Here is a 21,669-nt window from a genome sequence, read left to right as displayed (position 1 = left end):
GCTTTTGATCTTTTGCCCCTTCGGCATACTTCTTAGCCCCAATAACAAAAAAGGCGTGATCCTCACGAATCACGCCTTTTCCAATCAACAGCTAACGATCAACTACCCAAAGCCTTCGAAGCCAACCAGAACAACCCGGCCGACAGCGCCACAGTCGCTGGCAGGGTCAGCACCCAGGCCAGCAAAATGGTCTTGACCGTGCCACCCTGCAGGCCGCTTTTATTGGCAACCATGGTCCCGGCAACACCCGAAGACAACACATGAGTGGTCGACACCGGCAGGCTGAAGATGTTGGCCATGCCGATCAGGCTGGCTGTGGTGATCTGTGCCGACATGCCCTGGGAATAGGTCATGCCCTGCTTGCCGATCTTCTCGCCAATGGTCAGCACAACACGTTTCCAGCCAACCATCGTGCCCAGGCCCAGTGCCAGGGCGACCGCCAGAATCACCCAGAACGGGGCGTATTCAGTGGTGGTGGTCAGATCTTTGCGCAGCTTGTCGAGGTCAGCCTTTTCACGGGCTTCGAGGCCTGGCAGCTTGCCGACTTTCTTCGCCGTGTCGTCCAGGCAGAGCAGGTAGCGACGCACTTCGATGCGGCTGTCCGACGACAGCGAATGGTAGTCCGCTACACCTTTGAGGGTGTGCAGCAGGGCGGTGATGGTCGGTTCGGTCTGCTGCGGATTGCAGCGGAATTTCTCCGGCAGGTCGCCTTCCACGCTCTTGCCCAGGGCCAGGAACTCACCCAGCGAATCGGCGTTGCGCTGGTAGAACTGGCTCAGGTGCAGGGTCGCGTCGCGGGTGCGTTCGATCTGGTAGGTGGTGCTGTTCAGGTCGAGTACGAACTGTGCCGGGACGATACCGATCAGCACCAGCATGATCAGGCCGATGCCTTTCTGGCCATCGTTGGAACCGTGCACGAAGCTCACGGCCATGGCCGAGATCACCAGGACCAGACGGTTCCAGAACGGCGGGTGCTTTTTGTCGTCGATCTTGCGGCGCTGTTCCGGCGTCTTGTGCATCTTCGACAGCGGGCGCCACCATTTCAGGCCGATCAGCACCAGCGCGGCGATGAGGAAGCCGGCCATCGGCGAGAACACCAGCGAGGCGCCGATGTCGATCGCTTTCTGCCAGTTCACGCCATCTCTCAACGGAATGTCGTTGATCAGCGCGTTGGCCAGGCCGACACCGAGGATCGAGCCGATCAGGGTGTGCGAGCTGGAAGCCGGGATACCGAAGTACCAGGTGCCCAGGTTCCAGGCGATTGCCGCGGCGAGCAACGAGAACACCATCGCCAGGCCATGGCCGGTGTTCACATTGATCAGCAGCTCAACCGGCAGCAAGTGGACGATGGCATACGCCACGCCAACGCCGCCCAGCAGCACGCCGAGGAAATTGAACACACCGGAAAAGAACACCGCCAGGTGTGGCGGCATGGCTTTGGTGTAGATAACAGTGGCTACCGCGTTAGCGGTGTCATGAAATCCATTGATGAACTCGAAGGCGAGGACAAACGTCAGGGCGAGCAAGAGGCTCACAAGCACCCAAGCATCCAGTCCGCTGAATAAATCGATCATGAAGGTTTTCTGACCCGGTCGTAAGGGGGCGCGATTATGCCAGAAAAGACAGGAAATCGATGCCCCGTCTGCTCACTGGTCACACCCTTCTTCGATTTAATTTGTTGCAGGGCGTGAAAACCAAGCAGCACGCAGGGTTTTTCAACTAATTGATTTTATTGAATAAACTATATTTTCGAGCCGTTTTTTCAGACATCGCAAAGGCTCAAACGCTTGTCTGAAATATCTCTGAAACCTGTGGGACGCTCGTTCATAAGACGCAAAACAGCGATGCAGCCGCTGCCCGCGGTTAGCGGGCGCGCGAGGTGTCGTCTTCCACCGCGCTGTGGCTCAGGCGGACGTCGACTTTCGAATGCTCAACCGCCGTGGCTCATGGCTCTTCGGCTTTGAGTTCCTTTTCGATCTTTTCGATTTCCTGCTTGAACACCTGATCCTGAACGGTAGGGCGCTTGCGCCATGCCTTGCGTTCCGGTTCCGGCTGAGCGGCGTAGGTGGTGACTTCCCCGCCGTAAACTTCCTTGTAACGTTGTTCCTGGCGCTCTAGTTCCGCGCGCAGTTCGTCTTTTGTCACGGTGCTACCTGTATGAGTTGAATTGAATATCCGGTGAAACACACTGCAACGAGTCAATTGCGCGCCCCCGCCAGTCATCCACAGCCCGATCGGGCGCGGAGACATTGCAGAGGCGATCAAGACTTCCGTGTTACAGGCGGCTACGGCACCAGATAAAAACTGACGCAGCATCAGTTTCCTGTTTCAGCGAGCGCTGGCGTTGCATGTGTGATGGGCGCCGGGCGCTGGCCGGAGCTGAGACGAAGGACCTCGTTTCAGCAAGTCGCGGGCCTTTGATTAAAGCGCCGCGACCAGGGTGCATTATAGCGGCCGATTCGGGAATGACTATCTTTGCCAAGTTAAAAACGGTTCTGAATGTGTGATGGTTTTGTTGCTGGCAACTTTTGCCGCTAGTTAAGTGTAAAGACAGCGTTATAGAACAGGCGTTCTGTTTTTGGCGCCATTAACTAGCACAACTAAGTTGCGGGCAGAATCGCTAAAGCTGCTTCTAGCATGAAGAGGAGGGCGGGGGGCTGGATTGCGATTATCGGTCGGCGGTTCGATAATCGCCCAATGTTGGCGCCCCGGTGCTTGTGCATTGCGCGGCGAGCCGTTTGACTAGGCATCGATGCGTGCCGGACAAGGACAAGAAATGAACGATCAAATGCGCAACTCCTTCACGTCGGTGGCGCCGCCCATCGTCGCCTCGCCGGCCAAGCGCATTCAGGCGCTGACCGGTGATCCGGATTTCATGACCTCGCTGGCCCGTGGCCTGGCCGTGGTGCAGGCGTTTCAGGAACGCAAACGCCACCTGACCATCGCGCAGATCAGTCATCGCACGGAAATCCCCCGCGCCGCCGTGCGCCGTTGCCTGCACACGCTGATCAAGCTCGGCTACGCCACCACCGACGGGCGCACCTATTCGCTGCTGCCGAAAGTGCTGACCCTCGGCCACGCCTATCTGTCCTCAACCCCGCTGGCCGTCTCCGCCCAACCGTATCTGGATCGCATGAGCGAGCAACTGCACGAGGCCTGCAACATGGCGACGCTGGAGGGCGATGACATTCTCTATATCGCGCGTTCGGCGACCACTCAGCGATTGATTTCGGTCGACCTTTCCGTCGGAGGACGGCTGCCGGCGTATTGCACGTCGATGGGGCGCATTCTGTTGGCCGCGCTGGACGACACCTCCCTGGGCGAATATCTCGACCACGCCGAACTGGTGGCCAAGACCAGCCGCACCATTCATACCCCGGACGCGTTGCTCGAATGTTTGCAGCAGGTGCGGCAGCAGGGCTGGTGCATTGTCGATCAGGAACTGGAACAGGGACTGCGCTCGATCGCTGTGCCGGTGTACGACGCCTCGGGGCAAGTGGTCGCCGCGCTGAATGTCAGCACCCATGCCGGGCGGGTCAGTCGTGCCGAGCTGGAGCAGCGCTTCTTGCCCGGCCTGCTCAGCGCCAGTCGCGACCTCAGTGCGCAACTGTTCGCCTGAGGAAGCTGTTCGATAAACGCACAGTGTTGCGTTTATCGAATTGACGCTAAAACCCTCGGATCATTAATGTCGCGGCAGCGTCATCCGGTGCTGACGTGTATGAGCCCGCCGGACTGTCGACCCCATAATAATGACAAGAGGCAACTCACTATGCGCCCGATCCCCGTCTGTCTGTGTTTCACCCGTTGTTGCCGGGTCCCGCGCAACGCCTGATTCCAACCTTCTATTCTTGTGACCGTGCCGTGCTCTCTGGCCGGCCGCCGTTCGACTGCGTTTTTTGCGTGGAATAAAAATAATGAACCAGCCTCAGTCCGCTGTGGGTAACTGCCTCGATGTGCAGACCTTCATCAACGCCCAACCGATCTCGCGCTATCAGTGGCGGGTGGTGATCCTGTGTTTCCTGATCGTATTTCTCGACGGCCTCGACACCGCCGCCATGGGCTTCATCGCCCCGGCGCTGTCGCAAGACTGGGGCATCGACCGCGCCAGCCTCGGCCCGGTGATGAGTGCTGCGCTGATCGGCATGGTCTTCGGTGCGCTCGGCTCCGGCCCTCTGGCTGACCGCTTCGGGCGCAAAGTCGTACTCGTCGGTGCGGTGATTCTGTTCGGCGGCTTCAGCCTGGCCTCGGCGTACAGCACCAACGTCGAACAACTGCTGGTGTTGCGCTTCCTCACCGGCCTCGGTCTCGGTGCGGGCATGCCCAACGCGACGACGCTGCTCTCGGAATACACACCCGAGCGCAAGAAGTCGCTGCTGGTGACCAGCATGTTCTGCGGTTTCAACCTCGGCATGGCCGGCGGCGGTTTCATCTCCGCGAAGCTGATCCCGGCGTTCGGCTGGCATGCTCTGCTGATGATCGGCGGGATCCTGCCGCTGATCCTCGCCGTGGTATTGGTGTTCTGGCTGCCGGAATCGGCGCGCTACCTGGTGGTGCGCAACCGTGGCACCGACAAAGTACGCAAGACTCTCGCGCCGATCGACCCGGTTACCGTTGCCCAGGCTGCGAGCTTCAGCGTGCCGGAACAGAAGACCGTGAAGGCGCGTAATGTCTTTGCGGTGATCTTCTCTGGTACTTACAGCACCGGCACGCTGCTGTTGTGGCTGACCTATTTCATGGGCCTGGTGATTGTGTACCTGCTGACCAGTTGGCTGCCGACGCTGATGCGCGACAGCGGCGCGAGCATGGAGCAGGCCGCGTTCATCGGTGCGTTGTTCCAGTTTGGCGGCGTGTTGAGCGCGGTCGGGGTGGGCTGGGCGATGGATCGCTTCAATCCGCACAAGGTCATCGGCATTTTCTACCTGCTGGCGGGGGTGTTTGCCTACGCCGTGGGGCAGAGCCTGGGCAACATCACCTTGCTGGCGACGCTGGTACTGGTGGCGGGCATGTGCGTTAACGGCGCGCAATCGGCGATGCCGTCATTGGCCGCGCGCTTCTACCCGACTCAAGGCCGCGCGACCGGTGTGTCGTGGATGCTCGGCATCGGCCGCTTTGGCGCGATCCTCGGCGCGTGGATGGGCGCAACCTTGCTCGGCCTGGGCTGGAATTTCGAGCAAGTGCTGACCGCTCTGGTGATCCCGGCGGGGTTGGCGACGGCGGCGGTGCTGATCAAGGGCATGGTCAGCCATGCGGATGCGACCTGAGTCGGGCGCAGATCGTTATTGAACAGGCTGGCCCCTTCGCGAGCAGGCTCGCTCCCACATTCTGGAATGCATTCCAAGGTGGGAGCGAGCCTGCTCGCGAAGCTTTTGATCTGATTGTTAGCTGAACAACAATCTGTTCGATAAACGAACACTCAGTCGATTATCGGATTGTTTGGCGAATTTCCCGAGCTTAATCTTCAGTGACTCCGGCGCTGAACCTCGCGCCTTTTTATCACTGGCGATTCCTTACAAGAACAGGAGCCCGCTCCATGGCTGAGATCCTTTCGCTGCACGACGCGGTGAAGCAATTCGTCAACGACGGCGACACCGTCGCCCTCGAAGGCTTCACTCACCTGATCCCTACGGCAGCGGGTCATGAAATCATTCGTCAAGGCAAGAAAGATCTGACGCTGGTGCGGATGACGCCTGACTTGATCTACGACCAACTGATCGGCGCCGGTTGCGCGCGCAAACTGATTTTCTCCTGGGGCGGCAACCCGGGTGTGGGCTCGCTGCACCGCCTGCGTGACGCGGTCGAGAAACAGTGGCCGCACGCGCTGGAAATTGAAGAACACAGCCACGCCGACCTCGCCAACGCCTACGTCGCCGGCGCGTCCGGCCTGCCGTTCGCGGTGCTGCGTGCCTACGCCGGCTCCGACCTGCCGAAGGTCAATCCGCTGATCAAAACCGTGACCTGCCCGTTCACCGGCGAAGTGCTGGCGGCAGTGCCATCGGTACGCCCGGACGTCACCGTGATTCACGCGCAGAAAGCCGACCGCAAAGGCAACGTGTTGCTCTGGGGCATTCTCGGTGTGCAGAAAGAAGCCGCGCTGGCCGCCAAGCGTTGCATCGTCACCGTGGAAGAAATCGTCGACGACCTCAACGCACCGATGAACGCTTGCGTACTGCCGACCTGGGCCTTGAGTGCGGTCTGTCATGTGCCGGGTGGCGCGCATCCGTCCTACGCCCACGGTTACACCGAGCGTGACAATCGTTTCTATCAGGCGTGGGACCCGATCGCTCGCGACCGTCAGACTTTTACCGCGTGGATCAACGAATACATCCATGGCTGCGCTGACTTCAGCGAATTCCAGGCCAAATTGGCCGCTGCTTCGGAGGCCAAGTAATGACTTACACCACCAATGAAATGATGACCGTCGCGGCGGCCCGGCGCCTGAAGAACGGCTCGGTATGCTTCGTCGGCATCGGCCTGCCATCGAAAGCCGCCAACCTCGCGCGCCTGACTTCATCGCCAGACGTGGTGCTGATCTACGAATCCGGCCCGATTGGCGCCAAGCCGAGCGTACTGCCGCTGTCCATCGGTGACGGTGAACTGGCCGAGACCGCCGACACCGTGGTGCCGACCGGCGAGATTTTTCGCTATTGGTTGCAGGGCGGGCGCATCGACGTCGGTTTTCTCGGCGCCGCGCAGGTCGACCGTTTCGGCAACATCAACACCACCGTGGTCGGCGACTACCACGCGCCAAAAGTGCGTCTGCCGGGTGCCGGTGGCGCGCCGGAGATCGCCGGTTCGGCGAAAAGCGTGTTGATCATCCTTAAACAGTCGGCGCGGTCGTTTGTCGACAAGCTCGACTTCATCACCTCGGTCGGTCACGGCGAAGGTGGCGATTCGCGTAAACGTCTGGGCCTGCCGGGCGCCGGGCCGGTGGGGATCATCACCGACCTGTGCATCATGGAACCGGAGGAGGGTACCCACGAATTCGTGGTCACCGCGCTGCATCCGGGCGTGACCCGCGAGCAAGTGGTCGCCGCCACCGGTTGGGCGATCCGTTTTGCCGACTCCGTTGAAACCACCGCTGAGCCGACCGAAGTCGAGCTGACGGCGCTGCGTGATCTTGAAGCGCGCACCGCCGCCGCCCACGGTCAGGCACCGGGAGAAGCATGATGCGTGACGTGTATATCTGCGACGCAATTCGCACCCCCATCGGCCGTTTCGGCGGCGCATTGTCCGCCGTGCGCGCCGATGACCTGGCCGCCGTGCCGATCAAGGCCTTGATGGAGCGCAATCCTTCGGTGGACTGGAATGCCGTCGATGAAGTGTTCCTCGGCTGCGCCAACCAGGCCGGCGAAGACAACCGCAACGTCGCGCGCATGGCGCTGCTGCTGGCGGGGCTGCCGGACAGCGTGCCGGGCGTTACGCTCAATCGTCTCTGCGCTTCGGGCATGGACGCGATTGGCACCGCATTCCGCGCCATCGCCAGTGGCGAAATGGAGCTGGCGATTGCCGGCGGCGTCGAGTCGATGTCCCGCGCACCGTTCGTGATGGGCAAGGCCGACGCGGCGTTCTCGCGCAACATGAAACTGGAAGACACCACCATCGGCTGGCGTTTCATCAACCCGCTGATGAAGGCGCAGTACGGCGTCGATGCCATGCCACAGACGGCTGATAACGTCGCCGACGACTATAAAGTCTCGCGCGAAGATCAGGACGCCTTTGCCTTGCGCAGTCAGCAACGTACCGCCGCCGCTCAAGCCGCCGGATACTTCGCTGAAGAAATCGTCGAAGTGCGCATCGCCCACAAAAAGGGCGAAACCGTGGTCAGCGAGGACGAACATCCGCGCGCCGACACTACGATTGAAGCGCTGGCCAAACTGAAACCGGTCAACGGCGCGGACAAAACCGTCACCGCCGGCAATGCCTCGGGGGTCAACGATGGTGCTGCTGCGCTGATTCTGGCGTCAGCCGAAGCGGTGAAAAAACACGGCCTGACCGCCCGCGCAAAAGTGCTCGGCATGGCCAGCGCCGGTGTCGCACCTCGGGTGATGGGCATCGGCCCGGTGCCAGCGGTGCGCAAACTGACCGAGCGCCTCGGCGTGGCGGTCAGCGATTTCGACGTGATCGAACTCAACGAAGCGTTTGCCAGCCAGGGCCTCGCGGTATTGCGCGAGTTGGGCCTGGCCGACGATGCGCCGCAGGTCAACCCGAATGGCGGCGCGATTGCCCTCGGTCACCCATTGGGCATGAGCGGTGCGCGGCTGGTGCTGACCGCCCTGCATCATCTGGAAAAGACTGGCGGCAAGAAAGGTCTGGCGACCATGTGCGTCGGTGTTGGCCAGGGTCTGGCCCTGGCCATCGAACGTGTCTGACGCGCTGCGGCACTTACAAGAACTGAGGAAAGCGAAATGACTGACAAGCCTGGTTACCGTCGCCCACAGGCAGGCACTCAGCCTGACTACCTGCACCCGACGTATCAATCCACCAACCTGCGCTCGCCGTCCAAGCCGTTGGTGCACCTGCCGCACTCGCTGTCGGAAATCACCGGGCCGACCATCGGCGCCGAACACGTTGCCGAGAAGGACAATGACCTGACCGCCCAGCACGAAGGCGAGCCGTTGGGCGAGCGCATCATCATTCACGGCCGCGTGCTCGACGAAGACGGCCTGCCGGTGCCGGGGATTCTGGTGGAGATCTGGCAGGCCAATGCCGCCGGCCGCTACAACCATGCCCGTGACCTGCACGACGCGCCGCTGGACCCGAACTTCACCGGCACCGGCCGCACCGTCACCGATGCCGATGGCTGGTACCAGTTCCAGACCATCAAGCCCGGCGCCTATCCGTGGGGCAACCACCACAACGCCTGGCGCCCGGCGCACATCCACTTTTCCCTGTTCGGGCCGAGCATCCTCACCCGACTGGTCACGCAAATGTATTTCCCCGGCGACCCGTTGCTGGCGTATGACCCGATCTACAACTGCGTGCCGGACACTTCGGCCAAGGAACGCCTGATCGCTGCTTTCGATCTGGAAAAAACCATTCCGTCCTACGCCCTCGGTTACCGCTGGGACATCGTACTGCGCGGCCGTGAAGCCACGCCGATGGAGAAATAAGATGACGCTCTATGCGACCACGTCCCACACCGTCGGGCCGTATTACCACATCGGCCTGACGTGGCTGAACCGCGAAACCCTGGCCAACGAGCTGACCCTCGGCGAGCGCGTGGCGATCACCGGCCAGGTGGTCGACGGCAATGGCGATGTCGTCAACGACGCCATGCTCGAAGTCTGGCAGGCCAACGCCGCCGGCAAGTACGACCACCCGGAAGATCATCAGGACAAGCCACTCGACCCGAATTTCGAAGGCTTCGGCCGGGTACCGGTGGACGCCGAAGGGCGCTTCCGTTTCACCACGATCAAACCGGGCACCGTGCCGGGGTTGAAAGGCTCGACCCAGGCGCCGCATCTGGTGGTGCTGGTGTTTGCCCGTGGTCTGGTCAAGCATTTGCTGACGCGGATTTATTTTGAAGGTGAACCGGCGAACGTTGCTGACCCGTTGCTCGAGTGTGTGCCGGCGGAGCGTCGCCAGACGTTGCTGGCCAAGGCGGATGCGTCGGGTGTGTACCAGTGGAATGTGGTCCTGCAGGGCACCGATGCCGAGACGGTGTTCTTCGATTATTGAGAGAACACCCCAAATCCCCTGCAGGACAGAGTCCCTGTGGTGAGGGGATTTGTCCCCGCTGGGCTGCGAAGCAGCCCCAAAAACCAGTCGGCGCGGTATTCAGATGAACCGCGTGTATCTGATTTGCGAGTGCTTCGCACTCGAGCGGGGATAAATCCCCTCGCCACAAAGGCTGATCCAGACGTGGGTGATGATCCGATGCGGAACGGGACTGTTGCAAAGTATGTCTAGACTGTGACTGTCCCTATCGAGTGAAAAAACAATGACAACGCCCACCTCCCATTACACCGGCGAAGAGCGCAGCAAGCGCATCTTCGCCATCGTCGGCGCTTCCTCCGGCAATCTAGTCGAGTGGTTCGACTTCTACGTCTACGCCTTCTGCGCAATCTATTTTGCCCCGGCGTTTTTCCCCTCCGACAACCCCACCGTGCAACTGGTCAACACCGCTGGCGTGTTCGCCGCCGGGTTCCTGATGCGGCCGATTGGCGGCTGGATCTTCGGCCGCGTCGCCGACAAGCACGGGCGCAAGAACTCGATGCTCATCTCGATTCTGATGATGTGCTTCGGCTCGCTGCTGATTGCCTGCCTGCCGACCTACAAAGACATCGGCGTCTGGGCGCCAGTGCTGTTGCTGTTCGCGCGTTTGCTGCAAGGTCTGTCGGTGGGCGGCGAATACGGCACCACCGCGACTTACATGAGCGAGGTTGCGCTCAAGGGCCAGCGCGGTTTCTTCGCCTCGTTCCAGTACGTGACGCTGATTGGCGGACAACTGCTGGCGGTGTCGCTGGTGGTGGTGCTGCAACAGTTCCTCACTGAAGAAGACCTGCGTGCCTACGGCTGGCGGATTCCGTTCGTGGTCGGTGCGGTGGCGGCGCTGATTTCGCTGTTCCTGCGTCGTTCGCTGAAGGAAACCACCAACGAGGAAACCCGCGCACACAAAGACGCCGGCAGCATCACTGCACTGTTTCGCGATCACAAAGCGGCGTTCATCACTGTGCTCGGTTACACCGCCGGCGGCTCGCTGATTTTCTACACCTTCACCACCTACATGCAGAAATACCTGGTGAACACCGCCGGGATGCACGCCAAGACTGCCAGCTACATCATGACCGGCGCGCTGTTCCTGTACATGTGCATGCAGCCGCTGTTCGGCATGCTCGCCGACAAGATCGGCCGGCGTAACTCGATGCTCTGGTTCGGCGCCCTCGGCACGCTGTTCACCGTACCGATTCTGCTCAGCCTGAAAAGCATCAGCAGCCCGTTCCTCGCCTTCGTGCTGATCACTCTGGCGCTGGCGATTGTCAGCTTCTACACCTCGATCAGCGGTCTGGTCAAAGCCGAGATGTTCCCGCCGGAAGTGCGCGCCCTCGGTGTCGGCCTGGCTTACGCGGTGGCCAATGCAATCTTCGGTGGTTCGGCAGAGTTTGTGGCCCTGAGCCTCAAGGCCGGCGGCATGGAAAACGCCTTCTACTGGTACGTCACGGCAATGATGGCGGTGGCTTTCCTGTTCAGCCTGCGTTTGCCCAAGCAGGCGAAGTATCTGCACCACGATCTGTAAACCCATGTGCCGGGCTGCGAGGCCCGCGCCGGCAAGGACTGTTTATGACTCAGCGACCGGGCAATCAATTGTTCGATGCCTACTTCACCGCCCGCGATATGCGCGAAGTGTTCTGCGATCAGGGCCGGGTGCAGGCGATGCTCGATTTCGAAGCGGCGCTGGCCCGGGCCGAGGCGCGGGTCGGGCTGATTCCTTCATCCGCTGTGGCGCCGATTGCTGCAGCGTGCGAGGCGGGCCTGTATGACTTTGCGGCGCTGGGCGAGGCGATTGCCACGGCTGGCAATTCGGCGATTCCACTGGTCAAGGCCTTGGGCAAGCAGATCGCTTCGAGCGATGCCGAAGCCGAGCGCTATGTGCATCTGGGCGCGACCAGTCAGGACGTGATGGATTCCGGGCTGGTCCTGCAATTGCGCCAGGCGCTGGCGTTGATCGAAAGCGAACTGGCGCAACTGGCCGACTCACTTGCTGTTCAGGCCCAACGCTTCGCCACCACGCCACTGGCCGGGCGCACCTGGCTGCAACACGCGACGCCAGTGACCCTCGGTATGAAAATCGCTGGATGGCTCGGCGCCGTCACGCGCAGCCGTCAGCGTCTGCAACAACTCAAGCCACGGCTGCTGGTGCTGCAATTCGGTGGCGCTTCCGGAACGCTAGCTGCGTTAGGAGAGCAGGCCCTGCCGATTGCCAAAGCCTTGGCCGAAGAGCTGCAACTGACCCTGCCCGAGCAACCGTGGCACACCCAGCGTGATCGCATCGTCGAGTTCGGCGCGGTGCTTGGCCTGATCGCCGGCAGCCTCGGCAAATTCGGCCGCGACATCAGCCTGTTGATGCAGACCGAAGCAGCGGAGGTTTTTGAACCTGCGGCACCGGGCAAGGGCGGTTCGTCGACCATGCCGCACAAACGCAATCCGGTCGGCGCGGCGGTGCTGATCGGCGCGGCCACGCGGGTGCCGGGGCTGGTGTCGACGCTGTTCAGCGCGATGCCGCAGGAGCACGAACGCAGCCTCGGTTTGTGGCATGCCGAATGGGAAACCCTGCCGGAAATCTGCTGCCTGGTGTCCGGTTCGCTGCAACAGGCGCGCTTGTTGGCCGAGGGTCTGGAAGTCGACGCGGCGCGCATGGCCCGCAACCTCGAATTGACCCAAGGCCTGGTGCTGGCCGAAGCGGTGAGCATCGTCCTTGCCCAACGCGTCGGCCGCGACACCGCTCATCACCTGCTCGAACAATGCTGCAAACGCGCCGTGGCCGAGCAACGCCATTTGCGTGCGGTGCTCGCTGACGAGCCGCAAGTCACCGCCGAACTCAGTGGCGCTGAACTCGATGATCTTCTGAACCCCGCGCATTACCTTGGCCAGGCGCAAGCCTGGATCGAGCGCGCGGTGGCTGAACACAACGCTTTGACTGTCTGAAGGAGAGGGCTGTGGCTTTCGTTCAACTCGCCGATGGCGAACTGCACTATGAAATTGAGGGCCCGGCGGAGGCGCCGGTGCTGGTGCTGTCCAACTCGCTGGGCACCGACCTGCACATGTGGGACGCGCAAATGCCGGCGTTCACCGAGCATTTCCGCGTGCTGCGTTTCGACACGCGCGGCCATGGGCAATCGCTGGTCACCGAGGGGCCGTACAGCATCGAACAACTCGGTCGCGACGTGCTCGGTCTGCTCGATGCGCTGCATATCGAGCGCGCGCATTTCTGCGGGTTGTCGATGGGCGGGCTGATCGGACAGTGGCTGGGGATCAACGCCGGCCATCGTCTGCACAAGCTGATCGTATGCAATACGGCGGCGAAAATCGGCGACCCGTCGGTGTGGAATCCGCGCATCGAAACCGTACTGCGTGACGGCCCGGCGGCGATGGTCGCACTGCGTGATGCCTCGATTGCGCGCTGGTTTACCCCTGACTTTTCGGCGGCCCATCCCGAGGAGGCGAAGAAGATTACCGACATGCTTGCCGCGACCAATCCACAAGGTTATGCGGCCAACTGCGCGGCAGTACGCGATGCTGATTTTCGTGAACAACTGGCTTCGATCAACGTGCCGTTGCTGGTCATTGCCGGCAGCGAAGATGCGGTGACGCCGCCGTCCGGCGGGCACTTCATTCGCGACCACGTGCGCGGTGCCGAGTACGCCGAGTTCCATGCGGCGCATTTGTCCAACGTGCAGGCCGGTGCCGCTTTCAGCGACCGTGTGCTGGCGTTTTTGCAGGCTCAGTGAGGAAGAATTTGTGGACGAGAAACAACGTTACGACGAAGGCATGCAAGTCCGCCGCGCGGTGCTGGGCGATGCCCACGTCGATCGCAGCCTGACCACGCTGACCGAGTTCAACTTGGAATTCCAGGAGATGATCACCCGCCACGCCTGGGGCGACATCTGGACCCGCCCGGGCCTGCCCCGTCATACCCGCAGCCTGATCACCATCGCCATGCTGATCGGCATGAACCGCGAGGGCGAACTGAAACTGCACCTGCGTGCGGCGGCCAACAACGGGGTCAGCCGTGGCGAGATCAAGGAAGTGATCATGCAGAGCGCGATCTACTGCGGCATCCCGGCGGCGAATGCGACGTTTCATTTGGCGGAGTCGGTGTGGGATGAGCTGGGCATCGAATCTCGAGAATAATGGCGGCCGGTCTGCCGCTTTCGCGAGCAGGCTCGCTCCCACCTTGGAATGCATTCCCCTGTAGGAGCTGCCGAAGGCTGCGATCTTTTGATCTTGATTGTTAAAAACAAGATCAAAAGATCGCAGCCTGCGGCAGCTCCTACACGGGATCGGTGATTACAGCAGGCTGATCGGGTAGCTGACGATCAGGCGATTTTCATCGAACTCGTTGTTGCTGAAGTCGCGGCGCATGGTCGAGTTGCGCCATCTGACGTTCAAATCCTTCAAAGTGCCGCTCTGCACCGTGTAACCGAGTTCCGATTCGCGACCCCATTCCTTGCCGTCGGTGATCGTCCCGGTGTGCACGTTGTCGCCGCTGATGTAGCGGTTCATCAGGGTCAGGCCGGGGATGCCCAGGGCGGCGAAGTTGTAGTCGTGGCGCAACTGCCAGGAGCGTTCCTGAGCGTTGTCATAACTGGCGTTGTAGCTGTCGTTGGCCAAGGTGCCGCCGCTGGTGCCGTTGACGCGCATCCAGGCGCTGTCGCCGGTCAGTTTCTGCAGGCCGAGGTAGAACGTGCTGCCGCCGTACTTGGCCGAAAACATGCCGTACCAGGTCTTGTTGTCCAGATCGCCGGCACGCGCGCTGCCATCTTCCTTGCCGTAGAAAAATCCGAGGTTGGCGCCCAGCGTCCAGTCGCCGAGCGGCTGGCTGTGCAGCACGTTGAGGTACTGCTGGCTGTAGATGTCCTTGAGCTGCGCGTTCCACAGGCCGATCTGCGTGCGCTTGTCGTTGAACAGGTATTCGCCGCCCTGGAAGTTGAAACGATCAGAGATGAACGCGGCTTTGCCGGTCATCGACATGTCACTCATGCTGCTGTCGTCGCGCGGGCTGTTGGCGCGGAACTGGCCGCCATAGAGGGTCAGGCCGGCGATTTCCTTGGAGGTTATCTGGCCGCCACGGAAGGTCTGCGGCAGCGAACGACCGTCGTCCGAACGCAGGATCGGCAGCACCGGCATCCACTCACCGACCTTGACTTCGGTCTGCGAAAGCTTGGCCTTGAATGCGACGTTGGTGCGGCCGAAGTTGTCCGCCGGGCGCCCGTCATGGTCCAGCGGCAACAACTGCGTGCCGCCCGTGCCTTTACCGCCATCGAGCTTGATCGAATACAGCCCGAGTACGTCCATGCCGAAACCGACCGTGCCTTGGGTGAAGCCGGATTTGGCGTCGAGGATGAAACTCTGCGTCCACTCTTCAGCCTTGCCTTGGGCCTTGGTCGGGTTGGTGAAGTTGCGGTTGATGTAGAAGTTGCGCAGGTTGAGGTTGACCTTGGCGCCTTCAACGAAGCCGCTTTCTTCAGCGCTGGCTGGCAGGGCCAGACCGGCGATGGCCAGGGCGATCACAGCGGGCAATGCGTAAGGCACAGGGAAAACTGTCATGGACTTGGGTCTCTCTTGTTTTTTTAGGGCGAACGGCTGCGCTGTCGCGGCGGGTGCGGCGCAGGGCGAAGTGATGCAGTTATGAGATGCAGCGGTGGCGGTCAGCCGGGCGGGGCAGGGCGCAGGAGCATGGTGTCGAACCTTGTTGTTATTGGTTTTGTGGAGCGAATGGTGCGGGGCGCGGATGTTTTGATTCAATTGGTAAAAGCGGGTTTTGGGCGATTATCGAACGCAAGATTGAGCCGGGTTTTTTGGGCGGATGTGCGGGCCTCTTCGCGAGCAGGCTCGCTCCCACAGGTGGGCGCATTTCAAATGTGGGAGCGAGCCTGCTCGCGAAGGGGTCAGCCCGAACAACACACCTTTCAGGCAGGCAACAAAAAGCCCACCAATCGGTGGGCTCCTTGTATTCAGCCGATGATCAGAACAGCTTCATCTTCGGCGCTTCTTCTTTCAGCGCTTCGTTCTGCGCGGTCTGCGCATTCCAGCCACCGCCCAGGGCCTTGTACAGGTTGACCGCACTGGTCAACTGCGCGAGGCGGTCGGTGATCAGCGCTTGTTGCGCGCTGAACAACTGACGCTGGGCATCGAGGAAGGTCAGGTTGCTGTCGACGCCGATGCGGTAGCGACGTTCGGCCAGGCGGTAGTAATCCTGGTTGGCCTGCACGAAGTCACGCTGCGCTTGCAGCTGCTCGGTGTAAGTCTGGCGGGCGGCGAGGCCGTCGGCGACTTCCTGGAAGGCCGTTTGAATCGACTTTTCGTAGTTCGCCACGCCAATGTCCTTCTGGATCTTGGCGTAGTCGAGGCTGGCGCGCAGGCTGCCGGCGTTGAAGATCGGCAGGTTGATCTGCGGCTGGAACAGCCACGTCCCCGAGCCACCCTTGAACAGACCGGACAGATCCGGGCTCAGGCTGCCCGCGTTGGCGGTCAGGCTGATGCTCGGGAAGAACGCTGCACGCGCCGCGCCGATGTTGGCGTTGGCCGCCTTCAGGTTGTACTCGGCCTGCAGAATGTCCGGACGACGTTGCAGCAGGTCCGAAGGCAGACCGGCCGGCACATCGCTGAGCAGGTCATCAGACAGCGGTTTGGCCGTTTGCAGGTTGGCCGGAATACCGGTGCCGAGCAGCAGGGTCAGGCTGTTTTCGTCCTGCGCGACCTGGCGGGTATAACGTGCCAGTTGCGCCCGGGCGTTTTCCACGGAAGTGCGCGACTGCGCCAGATCCAGCGCCGACGCCACACCGACTTCGTTGCTGCGGCTGGTCAGCTTGTAGCTTTCTTCGAAGGCACCGAGGGTGTCCTGCGTCAGCTTGAGCAGTTCCTTGTCCGCTTGCCAGGTCAGGTAAGCATTGGCGACGTTGGCGACCAGACTGATCTGCGTACTGCGGCGTGCTTCTTCAGTAGCGAAGTACTGTTGCAGCGCTTGCTCGCTCAGGCTGCGCACCCGACCGAACAGGTCGAGTTCGTAGGCGCTGACGCCGACGGTGGCGGAATACGAACTGCTGATCATCGACTCGCCGGTCTGCGAGGCACGGGCCGGCAGACGCTGGCGGCTGCCGGCGGCATTGGCCGACACTGCCGGGAACAGGTCGGCGCGCTGGATGCGGTACTGCGCCGCGTAAGCGTCGATGTTCAGCGCCGCGACACGCAGGTCGCGGTTGTTTTCCAGGGCGACCTGGATCAGCTGTTGCAGGGCCGGGTCATGGAAAAACTGCTTCCAGCCCTGTTCGGCAGCGGCTTGCGCCGGAGCCTGGGCCGGCGAATATGCCGGCCCCTGCGGGTACTGGCCTGCGACCGGAGCCTCAGGCTGCTGATAGTCAGGTATCAGCGAGCAACCGCTCAGCACGAAGGCGGCGACTGCGATGGAGAGTAGCGACTTGCTCATTGGCCAGCCTCTTTAGGAGTTTCAGTAGTCTCATCCGCGTCGGTCTTTTTACGCTGACCGATGGACGACACAGTAACGAAGAACAGTGGGACCCAGAAGATCGCCAGGATCGTGGCCGTGAGCATACCGCCAATCACGCCGGTACCGATCGCATGCTGACTGCCTGAACCGGCGCCGGTGGAAATCGCCAGCGGCACAACACCGAGAACGAAGGCCAGCGAGGTCATGATGATCGGGCGCAGACGCATGCGGCAGGCTTCAATCGCCGCTTCACGCAGGGTGCGTCCCTGTTCGTGCAGTTCCTTGGCGAATTCGACGATCAGAATGGCGTTTTTAGCCGCCAGACCGATGGTCGTCAACAAGCCCACCTGGAAGTACACGTCGTTGGACAGACCGCGCAGGCTGGTAGCCATCAGCGCACCGATGATCCCCAGCGGTACCACGAGCATGACCGCGATCGGAATCGACCAGCTTTCATACAGCGCCGCCAGACACAGGAACACCATCAGCAGCGACAGGGCGTACAGCGCTGGTGCTTGCGAGCCGGACAGACGTTCCTCGTAGGACAGACCGGTCCAGGAGATACCGACACCGGACGGCAGCTTCTTGGCAATCGCTTCGACTTCAGCCATCGCTTCACCGGTGGAGTAGCCCGGCGCCGGAGCCCCGAGGACCTCGACCGCTTCCACACCGTTATAGCGCGCCAGCTTCGGCGAACCGTAGACCCACTCGCCCTTGGCGAACGCCGAGAACGGAACCATGGTGCCTTCGGCGTTGCGCACGTACCACTTCTTCAGGTCTTCGGGGCTCATGCGCGAGTCCGGTTGGCCCTGCACGTAGACTTTCTTCACCCGACCACGGTCGATGAAGTCGTTGACGTAGCTACTGCCCAGCGCGATCGACAGGGTGTTGTTGATGTCGCTGATGGTGATGCCGAGGGCACTGGCCTTCTCGTCGTCGATTTCCAGTTGGAACTGCGGCTCATCGTTCAGGCCGTTCGGACGCACCTGGGTCAGCACCTTGCTTTGCGCCGCCATGCCGAGGAACTGGTTACGCGCTTCCATCAGTTTTTCGTGACCAATACCGGCGCGGTCCTGCAGGAACACGTCGAAACCGGTGGCGTTACCCAATTCCAGAACCGCTGGCGGGGCGAAGGCAAACACCATCGCGTCGCGGAAGCTGAAGAAGTGTTGCTGGGCACGCGCAGCGAGGTTAAACACGCTGTTGTCCGCGTTACGTTCGCCCCACGGCTTGAGCATGATGAACGCCATACCCGAGCTCTGACCACGGCCGGCGAAGTTGAAGCCGGTCACGGTGAACACCGAAGCCACCGCGTCCGCCTCACCGCCGTCCTTGTTCGGACGCAGCAGGTACTCACGCATTTCATCCACCACCACCTGCGTGCGCTGGGCACTGGAACCGGCCGGGGTCTGCACCTGAGCGAACAGTACGCCCTGGTCTTCTTCCGGGAGGAACGCGGTCGGGATGCGGGTGAACAGCCAGATCATGCCCACCACGATCAACAGGTACGCCAGCAGATACGGCGCCTTGCGGGTCAGCATGTTGCCGACGCCGCGCTCGTAGCTGCGTACACCACGGTCGAAATTGCGGTTGAACCAGCCGAAGAAACCTTTCTTCGGGGTACCGTGCTCGCCTTTCGGAATCGGCTTGAGCATGGTCGCGCACAGCGCCGGGGTGAAGATCAGGGCAACCAGTACCGACAGGGCCATGGCCGACACGATGGTGATCGAGAACTGCTTGTAGATCACACCCGTGGAACCACTGAAGAATGCCATCGGCAGCAGTACCGCCGAGAGCACGAGGGCGATACCGACCAGTGCACCCTGGATCTGGCCCATGGATTTCTTCGTCGCTTCCTTCGGTGACAAGCCTTCTTCGCTCATCACCCGCTCGACGTTTTCCACCACGACGATGGCGTCGTCCACCAGCAGACCGATGGCCAGCACCATGCCGAACATGGTCAGGGTGTTGATGCTGAAACCGGCGGCGGCGAGGATGCCGAACGTGCCGAGCAGTACCACGGGCACGGTCATCGTGGTGATGACGGTGGCGCGGAAGTTCTGCAGGAACAGGAACATCACCAGGAACACCAGCGCGATCGCTTCGACCAGGGTGTGCACCACGCCTTTGATCGATTCGGTCACCACCGGAGTGGTGTCATACGGGAACACCACTTCCATGCCTTGCGGGAAGAACGGCTTGAGGCTGTCGATGGTGTTGCGCAGCGCTTTGGCCGTGTCGAGGGCGTTGGCGCCGTTGGCCAGTTTCACCGCCAGACCGGACGCCGGGCTGCCGTTGAACTGGGCGCTGATCGCGTAGTTCTCACCGCCGAGGCCGACTTCAGCCACGTCTTTGAGGCGAACCTGCGAACCGTCCTTGTTGACCTTGAGCAGGATTTCCTTGAACTGCTCAGCAGTCTGCAGACGGGTCTTGCCGATGATCGTCGCGTTCAGTTGCTGGCCCTGCACGGCAGGCAAGCCACCGAGCTGACCGGACGACACCTGGACGTTCTGCGCAGCAATGGCGTTTTTCACGTCGACCGGGGTCAGGTTGAAGTTGTTCAACTTGGCCGGGTCGAGCCAGATACGCATCGCGTACTGCGCACCGAAGACCTGGAAGTCACCGACACCGGCGGTCCGCGAGATCGGGTCCTGCATGTTCGACACGATGTAGTTGGACAGGTCGTCCTTGGTCATGCTGCCGTCGCGCGACACCACGCCGATCACCAGCAGGAAGTTCTTCACTGCCTTGGTCACGCGGATACCCTGTTGCTGCACTTCCTGCGGCAGCAGCGGGGTGGCCAGGTTCAGCTTGTTCTGGACCTGGACCTGCGCGGTGTCGGAGTTGGTGCCTTGCTCGAAGGTCGCGGTGATGGTCATGCTGCCGTCGGAGTTACTTTCCGACGACACATAACGCAGGTTGTCGATACCGTTGAGCTGTTGCTCGATGACCTGCACCACGGTGTCCTGCACGGTTTGTGCGGACGCGCCTGGGTAGGTCACCTGAATCGCAATGGCCGGTGGCGCAATGCTCGGGTATTGGTTGATCGGCAATTTCAGGATCGAAAGTGCCCCGACCAGCATGATCACCAGGGCGATTACCCAGGCGAAAATCGGACGGTCGATGAAGAATTTTGACATGGGTTACTCCCCTTTGCCGCCGGCGGCTTTGTCAGCTGCCTGTGCGGGGGCCGGGTTCTTGGTGCCGACGTTAGTCGCTTCGGTCGCTTTGACCTCGACGCCCGGTTTGACGTACTGCAGCCCTTCGGTGATCAGACGATCGCCGGCTTTCAGGCCGTCTTCGATCAGCCACTGGCTGCCGACGGTGCGGCTGGCCTTGAGCTGACGCAGTTCGACCTTGTTGTCGGCGCCGACGACCAGTGCGGTCGGGGTGCCTTTGAGGTCGCGGGTCACGCCTTGTTGCGGCGCGAGGATCGCTGCGCTGTTGACGCCGGCTTGCAGCTGGGCGTGAACGAACATGCCTGGCAAGAGGGTGTGATCCGGGTTCGGGAACACCGCGCGCAGGGTCACCGAGCCGGTGGTCTGGTCAACCGAGACTTCGGAGAATTCCAGCTTGCCGTCGAGCTTGTACTGGCTGCCGTCTTCCAGGGTCAGCTTGACTGCGGCGGCGTTGTCGCCAGCCTTCTGCAGACGACCACTTTCCAGTTCGCGGCGCAGTTCCAGCAGTTCCACCGACGACTGGGTCACGTCGACGTAGATCGGGTCGAGCTGCTGAATCACTGCCATCGCATCGGTCTGACCATTGCTGACCAGTGCGCCTTCGGTCACCGAAGAGCGGCCGATACGGCCAGAGATCGGCGCGTAGACTTTGGTGTAGCGCACGTTGATCTGCGCGCTCTGCAACGAGGCTTCCGATTGCAGGCGGTTGGCCAGTGCGGTGTCGTATTCCTGACGGCTCACGGCTTGTTCGTCGACCAGTTGCTTGTAGCGGTCGGAAATCGACTTGGTCGAACGCAGCTCGGCTTCGGCGCTTTTCAGCGTAGCTTCATAGACCGACGGATCGATCTGATACAGCTGCTGGCCGGCTTTGACGTCGGCGCCTTCCTTGAACAGACGCTTGAGAATGATGCCGTTGACCTGCGGGCGAACTTCCGCGATGCGGAACGCACTGGTGCGGCCCGGAAGTTCCGAGGTCAGGGTAAAGGCTTGTGGTTGCAGGGTGACGACGCCGACCTGAGGAGGCGGAGCGGCTGGGGCCGCTTCTTCCTTTTTACATCCGCTGAGCAGCGATGCCAGGGCGACGGCAGTGACCAGAGCGGTAACAGCTGGCTTGAATTGCATGAAGATCCTCGGGTCAGGCGCGCAAGAAGCGCACAAGAAGTGTGAAAGAGTAAAAATCGGGCACCGGGTGGATAAGTAGCTTGCTAAGTAATATACTTACGTTCATGGTTGTTTGTAAACACCTGCGCCGCGTACCCACCCTGATACAAAAGTCGTCGCAAGGTTTGAAATTGTAGGCCGGGGAGTCGATTCACGAGAGAT

At 61.4% G+C, this 21,669-nt stretch carries 17 protein-coding genes; 11 read left to right on the top strand and 6 right to left on the bottom strand.

Features of this window, described 5'->3' with window-relative positions:
• Positions 1 to 98 precede the first annotated feature (98 nt).
• On the bottom strand, positions 99 to 1,574 hold the full coding sequence (locus ND528_RS15880; RefSeq protein ID WP_016771345.1) for an inorganic phosphate transporter: 1,476 nt from the start codon (positions 1,572 to 1,574) through the stop codon (positions 99 to 101).
• A gap of 370 nt (positions 1,575 to 1,944) precedes the next feature.
• Positions 1,945 to 2,145 carry a hypothetical protein gene (locus tag ND528_RS15875; RefSeq protein ID WP_008080067.1) on the bottom strand — a complete coding sequence of 67 codons (201 nt, stop codon included), beginning with the start codon at positions 2,143 to 2,145 and terminating at the stop codon, positions 1,945 to 1,947.
• A 631-nt stretch (positions 2,146 to 2,776) separates the two neighbouring features.
• Between ND528_RS15875 and pcaR the strand changes: the two genes are divergently transcribed.
• The 11 genes from pcaR (at position 2,777) to pcaC (ending at position 13,851) form a co-directional block, all read left to right on the top strand.
• Positions 2,777 to 3,619 (top strand): pca regulon transcriptional regulator PcaR, encoded by an 843-nt coding sequence (gene pcaR, locus ND528_RS15870; RefSeq protein ID WP_016771343.1) that lies wholly within the window; start codon positions 2,777 to 2,779, stop codon positions 3,617 to 3,619.
• 295 nt (positions 3,620 to 3,914) lie between these two features.
• A complete protein-coding gene (locus ND528_RS15865) occupies positions 3,915 to 5,261 on the top strand; it encodes an MFS transporter (RefSeq protein WP_073475852.1) in 1,347 nt (448 codons plus the stop codon).
• Between the two features lie 269 nt (positions 5,262 to 5,530).
• Positions 5,531 to 6,388, top strand: a complete 858-nt coding sequence (locus ND528_RS15860; RefSeq protein ID WP_122612596.1) for a CoA transferase subunit A — start codon at positions 5,531 to 5,533, stop codon at positions 6,386 to 6,388.
• Complete coding sequence (locus ND528_RS15855; protein ID WP_016771341.1) at positions 6,388 to 7,167, top strand: CoA-transferase subunit beta; 780 nt, start codon at positions 6,388 to 6,390, stop codon at positions 7,165 to 7,167. Before ND528_RS15860 ends, ND528_RS15855 begins: the two co-directional genes overlap by 1 nt.
• Complete coding sequence (gene pcaF, locus ND528_RS15850; RefSeq protein ID WP_263470691.1) at positions 7,164 to 8,369, top strand: 3-oxoadipyl-CoA thiolase; 1,206 nt, start codon at positions 7,164 to 7,166, stop codon at positions 8,367 to 8,369. The genes ND528_RS15855 and pcaF overlap by 4 nt, the downstream gene beginning before the upstream one ends.
• Positions 8,370 to 8,405: 36 nt before the next feature.
• Positions 8,406 to 9,110, top strand: a complete 705-nt coding sequence (pcaH, locus tag ND528_RS15845) for a protocatechuate 3,4-dioxygenase subunit beta (protein WP_137215372.1) — start codon at positions 8,406 to 8,408, stop codon at positions 9,108 to 9,110.
• A 1-nt stretch (position 9,111) separates the two neighbouring features.
• Positions 9,112 to 9,678: a protocatechuate 3,4-dioxygenase subunit alpha gene (gene pcaG, locus ND528_RS15840; protein ID WP_071174625.1), complete on the top strand. Its 567-nt coding sequence runs from the start codon at positions 9,112 to 9,114 to the stop codon at positions 9,676 to 9,678.
• 262 nt (positions 9,679 to 9,940) lie between these two features.
• Positions 9,941 to 11,236, top strand: coding sequence for an MFS family transporter (locus ND528_RS15835; protein WP_039762664.1), 1,296 nt, complete (start codon positions 9,941 to 9,943; stop codon positions 11,234 to 11,236).
• Positions 11,237 to 11,280: 44 nt separating this feature from the next.
• Complete coding sequence (locus tag ND528_RS15830; protein ID WP_130912697.1) at positions 11,281 to 12,645, top strand: 3-carboxy-cis,cis-muconate cycloisomerase; 1,365 nt, start codon at positions 11,281 to 11,283, stop codon at positions 12,643 to 12,645.
• Between the two features lie 11 nt (positions 12,646 to 12,656).
• On the top strand, positions 12,657 to 13,448 hold the full coding sequence (pcaD, locus tag ND528_RS15825; RefSeq protein WP_263470690.1) for a 3-oxoadipate enol-lactonase: 792 nt from the start codon (positions 12,657 to 12,659) through the stop codon (positions 13,446 to 13,448).
• 10 nt (positions 13,449 to 13,458) lie between these two features.
• On the top strand, positions 13,459 to 13,851 hold the full coding sequence (gene pcaC, locus ND528_RS15820) for a 4-carboxymuconolactone decarboxylase (RefSeq protein ID WP_263470689.1): 393 nt from the start codon (positions 13,459 to 13,461) through the stop codon (positions 13,849 to 13,851).
• 156 nt (positions 13,852 to 14,007) lie between these two features.
• On the opposite strand, the gene ND528_RS15815 is transcribed toward pcaC, so the two are convergent.
• The 4 genes from ND528_RS15815 to emhA form a co-directional block, all read right to left on the bottom strand.
• Positions 14,008 to 15,267, bottom strand: coding sequence for an OprD family porin (locus ND528_RS15815; protein ID WP_263470688.1), 1,260 nt, complete (start codon positions 15,265 to 15,267; stop codon positions 14,008 to 14,010).
• Between the two features lie 418 nt (positions 15,268 to 15,685).
• On the bottom strand, positions 15,686 to 17,146 hold the full coding sequence (gene emhC, locus ND528_RS15810; RefSeq protein ID WP_016771333.1) for an efflux RND transporter outer membrane subunit EmhC: 1,461 nt from the start codon (positions 17,144 to 17,146) through the stop codon (positions 15,686 to 15,688).
• The gene (gene emhB / locus ND528_RS15805; RefSeq protein ID WP_039762672.1) at positions 17,143 to 20,307 is read right to left on the bottom strand and encodes an efflux RND transporter permease subunit EmhB; all 3,165 of its coding nucleotides are present in this window, start codon (positions 20,305 to 20,307) and stop codon (positions 17,143 to 17,145) included. The genes emhC and emhB overlap by 4 nt, the downstream gene beginning before the upstream one ends.
• Before the next feature lie 3 nt (positions 20,308 to 20,310).
• On the bottom strand, positions 20,311 to 21,468 hold the full coding sequence (gene emhA / locus ND528_RS15800; RefSeq protein ID WP_263470687.1) for an efflux RND transporter periplasmic adaptor subunit EmhA: 1,158 nt from the start codon (positions 21,466 to 21,468) through the stop codon (positions 20,311 to 20,313).
• Positions 21,469 to 21,669 lie beyond the last annotated feature (201 nt).

The organism is Pseudomonas mercuritolerans (assembly GCF_025706525.1).
Classification (GTDB): Bacteria; Pseudomonadota; Gammaproteobacteria; order Pseudomonadales; family Pseudomonadaceae; genus Aquipseudomonas; species Aquipseudomonas mercuritolerans.
Note: the sequence above shows the minus strand (reverse complement) of the source record. Positions and strands in the feature narration are given on the sequence as shown.

What these genes read in the sequence shown, in the direction of transcription:
- ND528_RS15835 (WP_039762664.1), top strand. Translation starts at nt 9,941, where the DNA reads ATGACAACGCCCACCTCCCATTACACCGGCGAAGAGCGCAGCAAGCGC.
- ND528_RS15855 (WP_016771341.1), top strand. Translation starts at nt 6,388, where the DNA reads ATGACTTACACCACCAATGAAATGATGACCGTCGCGGCGGCCCGGCGC.
- pcaF (WP_263470691.1), top strand. Translation starts at nt 7,164, where the DNA reads ATGATGCGTGACGTGTATATCTGCGACGCAATTCGCACCCCCATCGGC.
- ND528_RS15880 (WP_016771345.1), bottom strand. Translation starts at nt 1,574, where the DNA reads ATGATCGATTTATTCAGCGGACTGGATGCTTGGGTGCTTGTGAGCCTC.
- emhA (WP_263470687.1), bottom strand. Translation starts at nt 21,468, where the DNA reads ATGCAATTCAAGCCAGCTGTTACCGCTCTGGTCACTGCCGTCGCCCTG.
- emhC (WP_016771333.1), bottom strand. Translation starts at nt 17,146, where the DNA reads ATGAGCAAGTCGCTACTCTCCATCGCAGTCGCCGCCTTCGTGCTGAGC.
- pcaR (WP_016771343.1), top strand. Translation starts at nt 2,777, where the DNA reads ATGAACGATCAAATGCGCAACTCCTTCACGTCGGTGGCGCCGCCCATC.
- ND528_RS15865 (WP_073475852.1), top strand. Translation starts at nt 3,915, where the DNA reads ATGAACCAGCCTCAGTCCGCTGTGGGTAACTGCCTCGATGTGCAGACC.
- ND528_RS15815 (WP_263470688.1), bottom strand. Translation starts at nt 15,267, where the DNA reads ATGACAGTTTTCCCTGTGCCTTACGCATTGCCCGCTGTGATCGCCCTG.
- ND528_RS15860 (WP_122612596.1), top strand. Translation starts at nt 5,531, where the DNA reads ATGGCTGAGATCCTTTCGCTGCACGACGCGGTGAAGCAATTCGTCAAC.
- ND528_RS15830 (WP_130912697.1), top strand. Translation starts at nt 11,281, where the DNA reads ATGACTCAGCGACCGGGCAATCAATTGTTCGATGCCTACTTCACCGCC.
- pcaH (WP_137215372.1), top strand. Translation starts at nt 8,406, where the DNA reads ATGACTGACAAGCCTGGTTACCGTCGCCCACAGGCAGGCACTCAGCCT.
- emhB (WP_039762672.1), bottom strand. Translation starts at nt 20,307, where the DNA reads ATGTCAAAATTCTTCATCGACCGTCCGATTTTCGCCTGGGTAATCGCC.
- pcaG (WP_071174625.1), top strand. Translation starts at nt 9,112, where the DNA reads ATGACGCTCTATGCGACCACGTCCCACACCGTCGGGCCGTATTACCAC.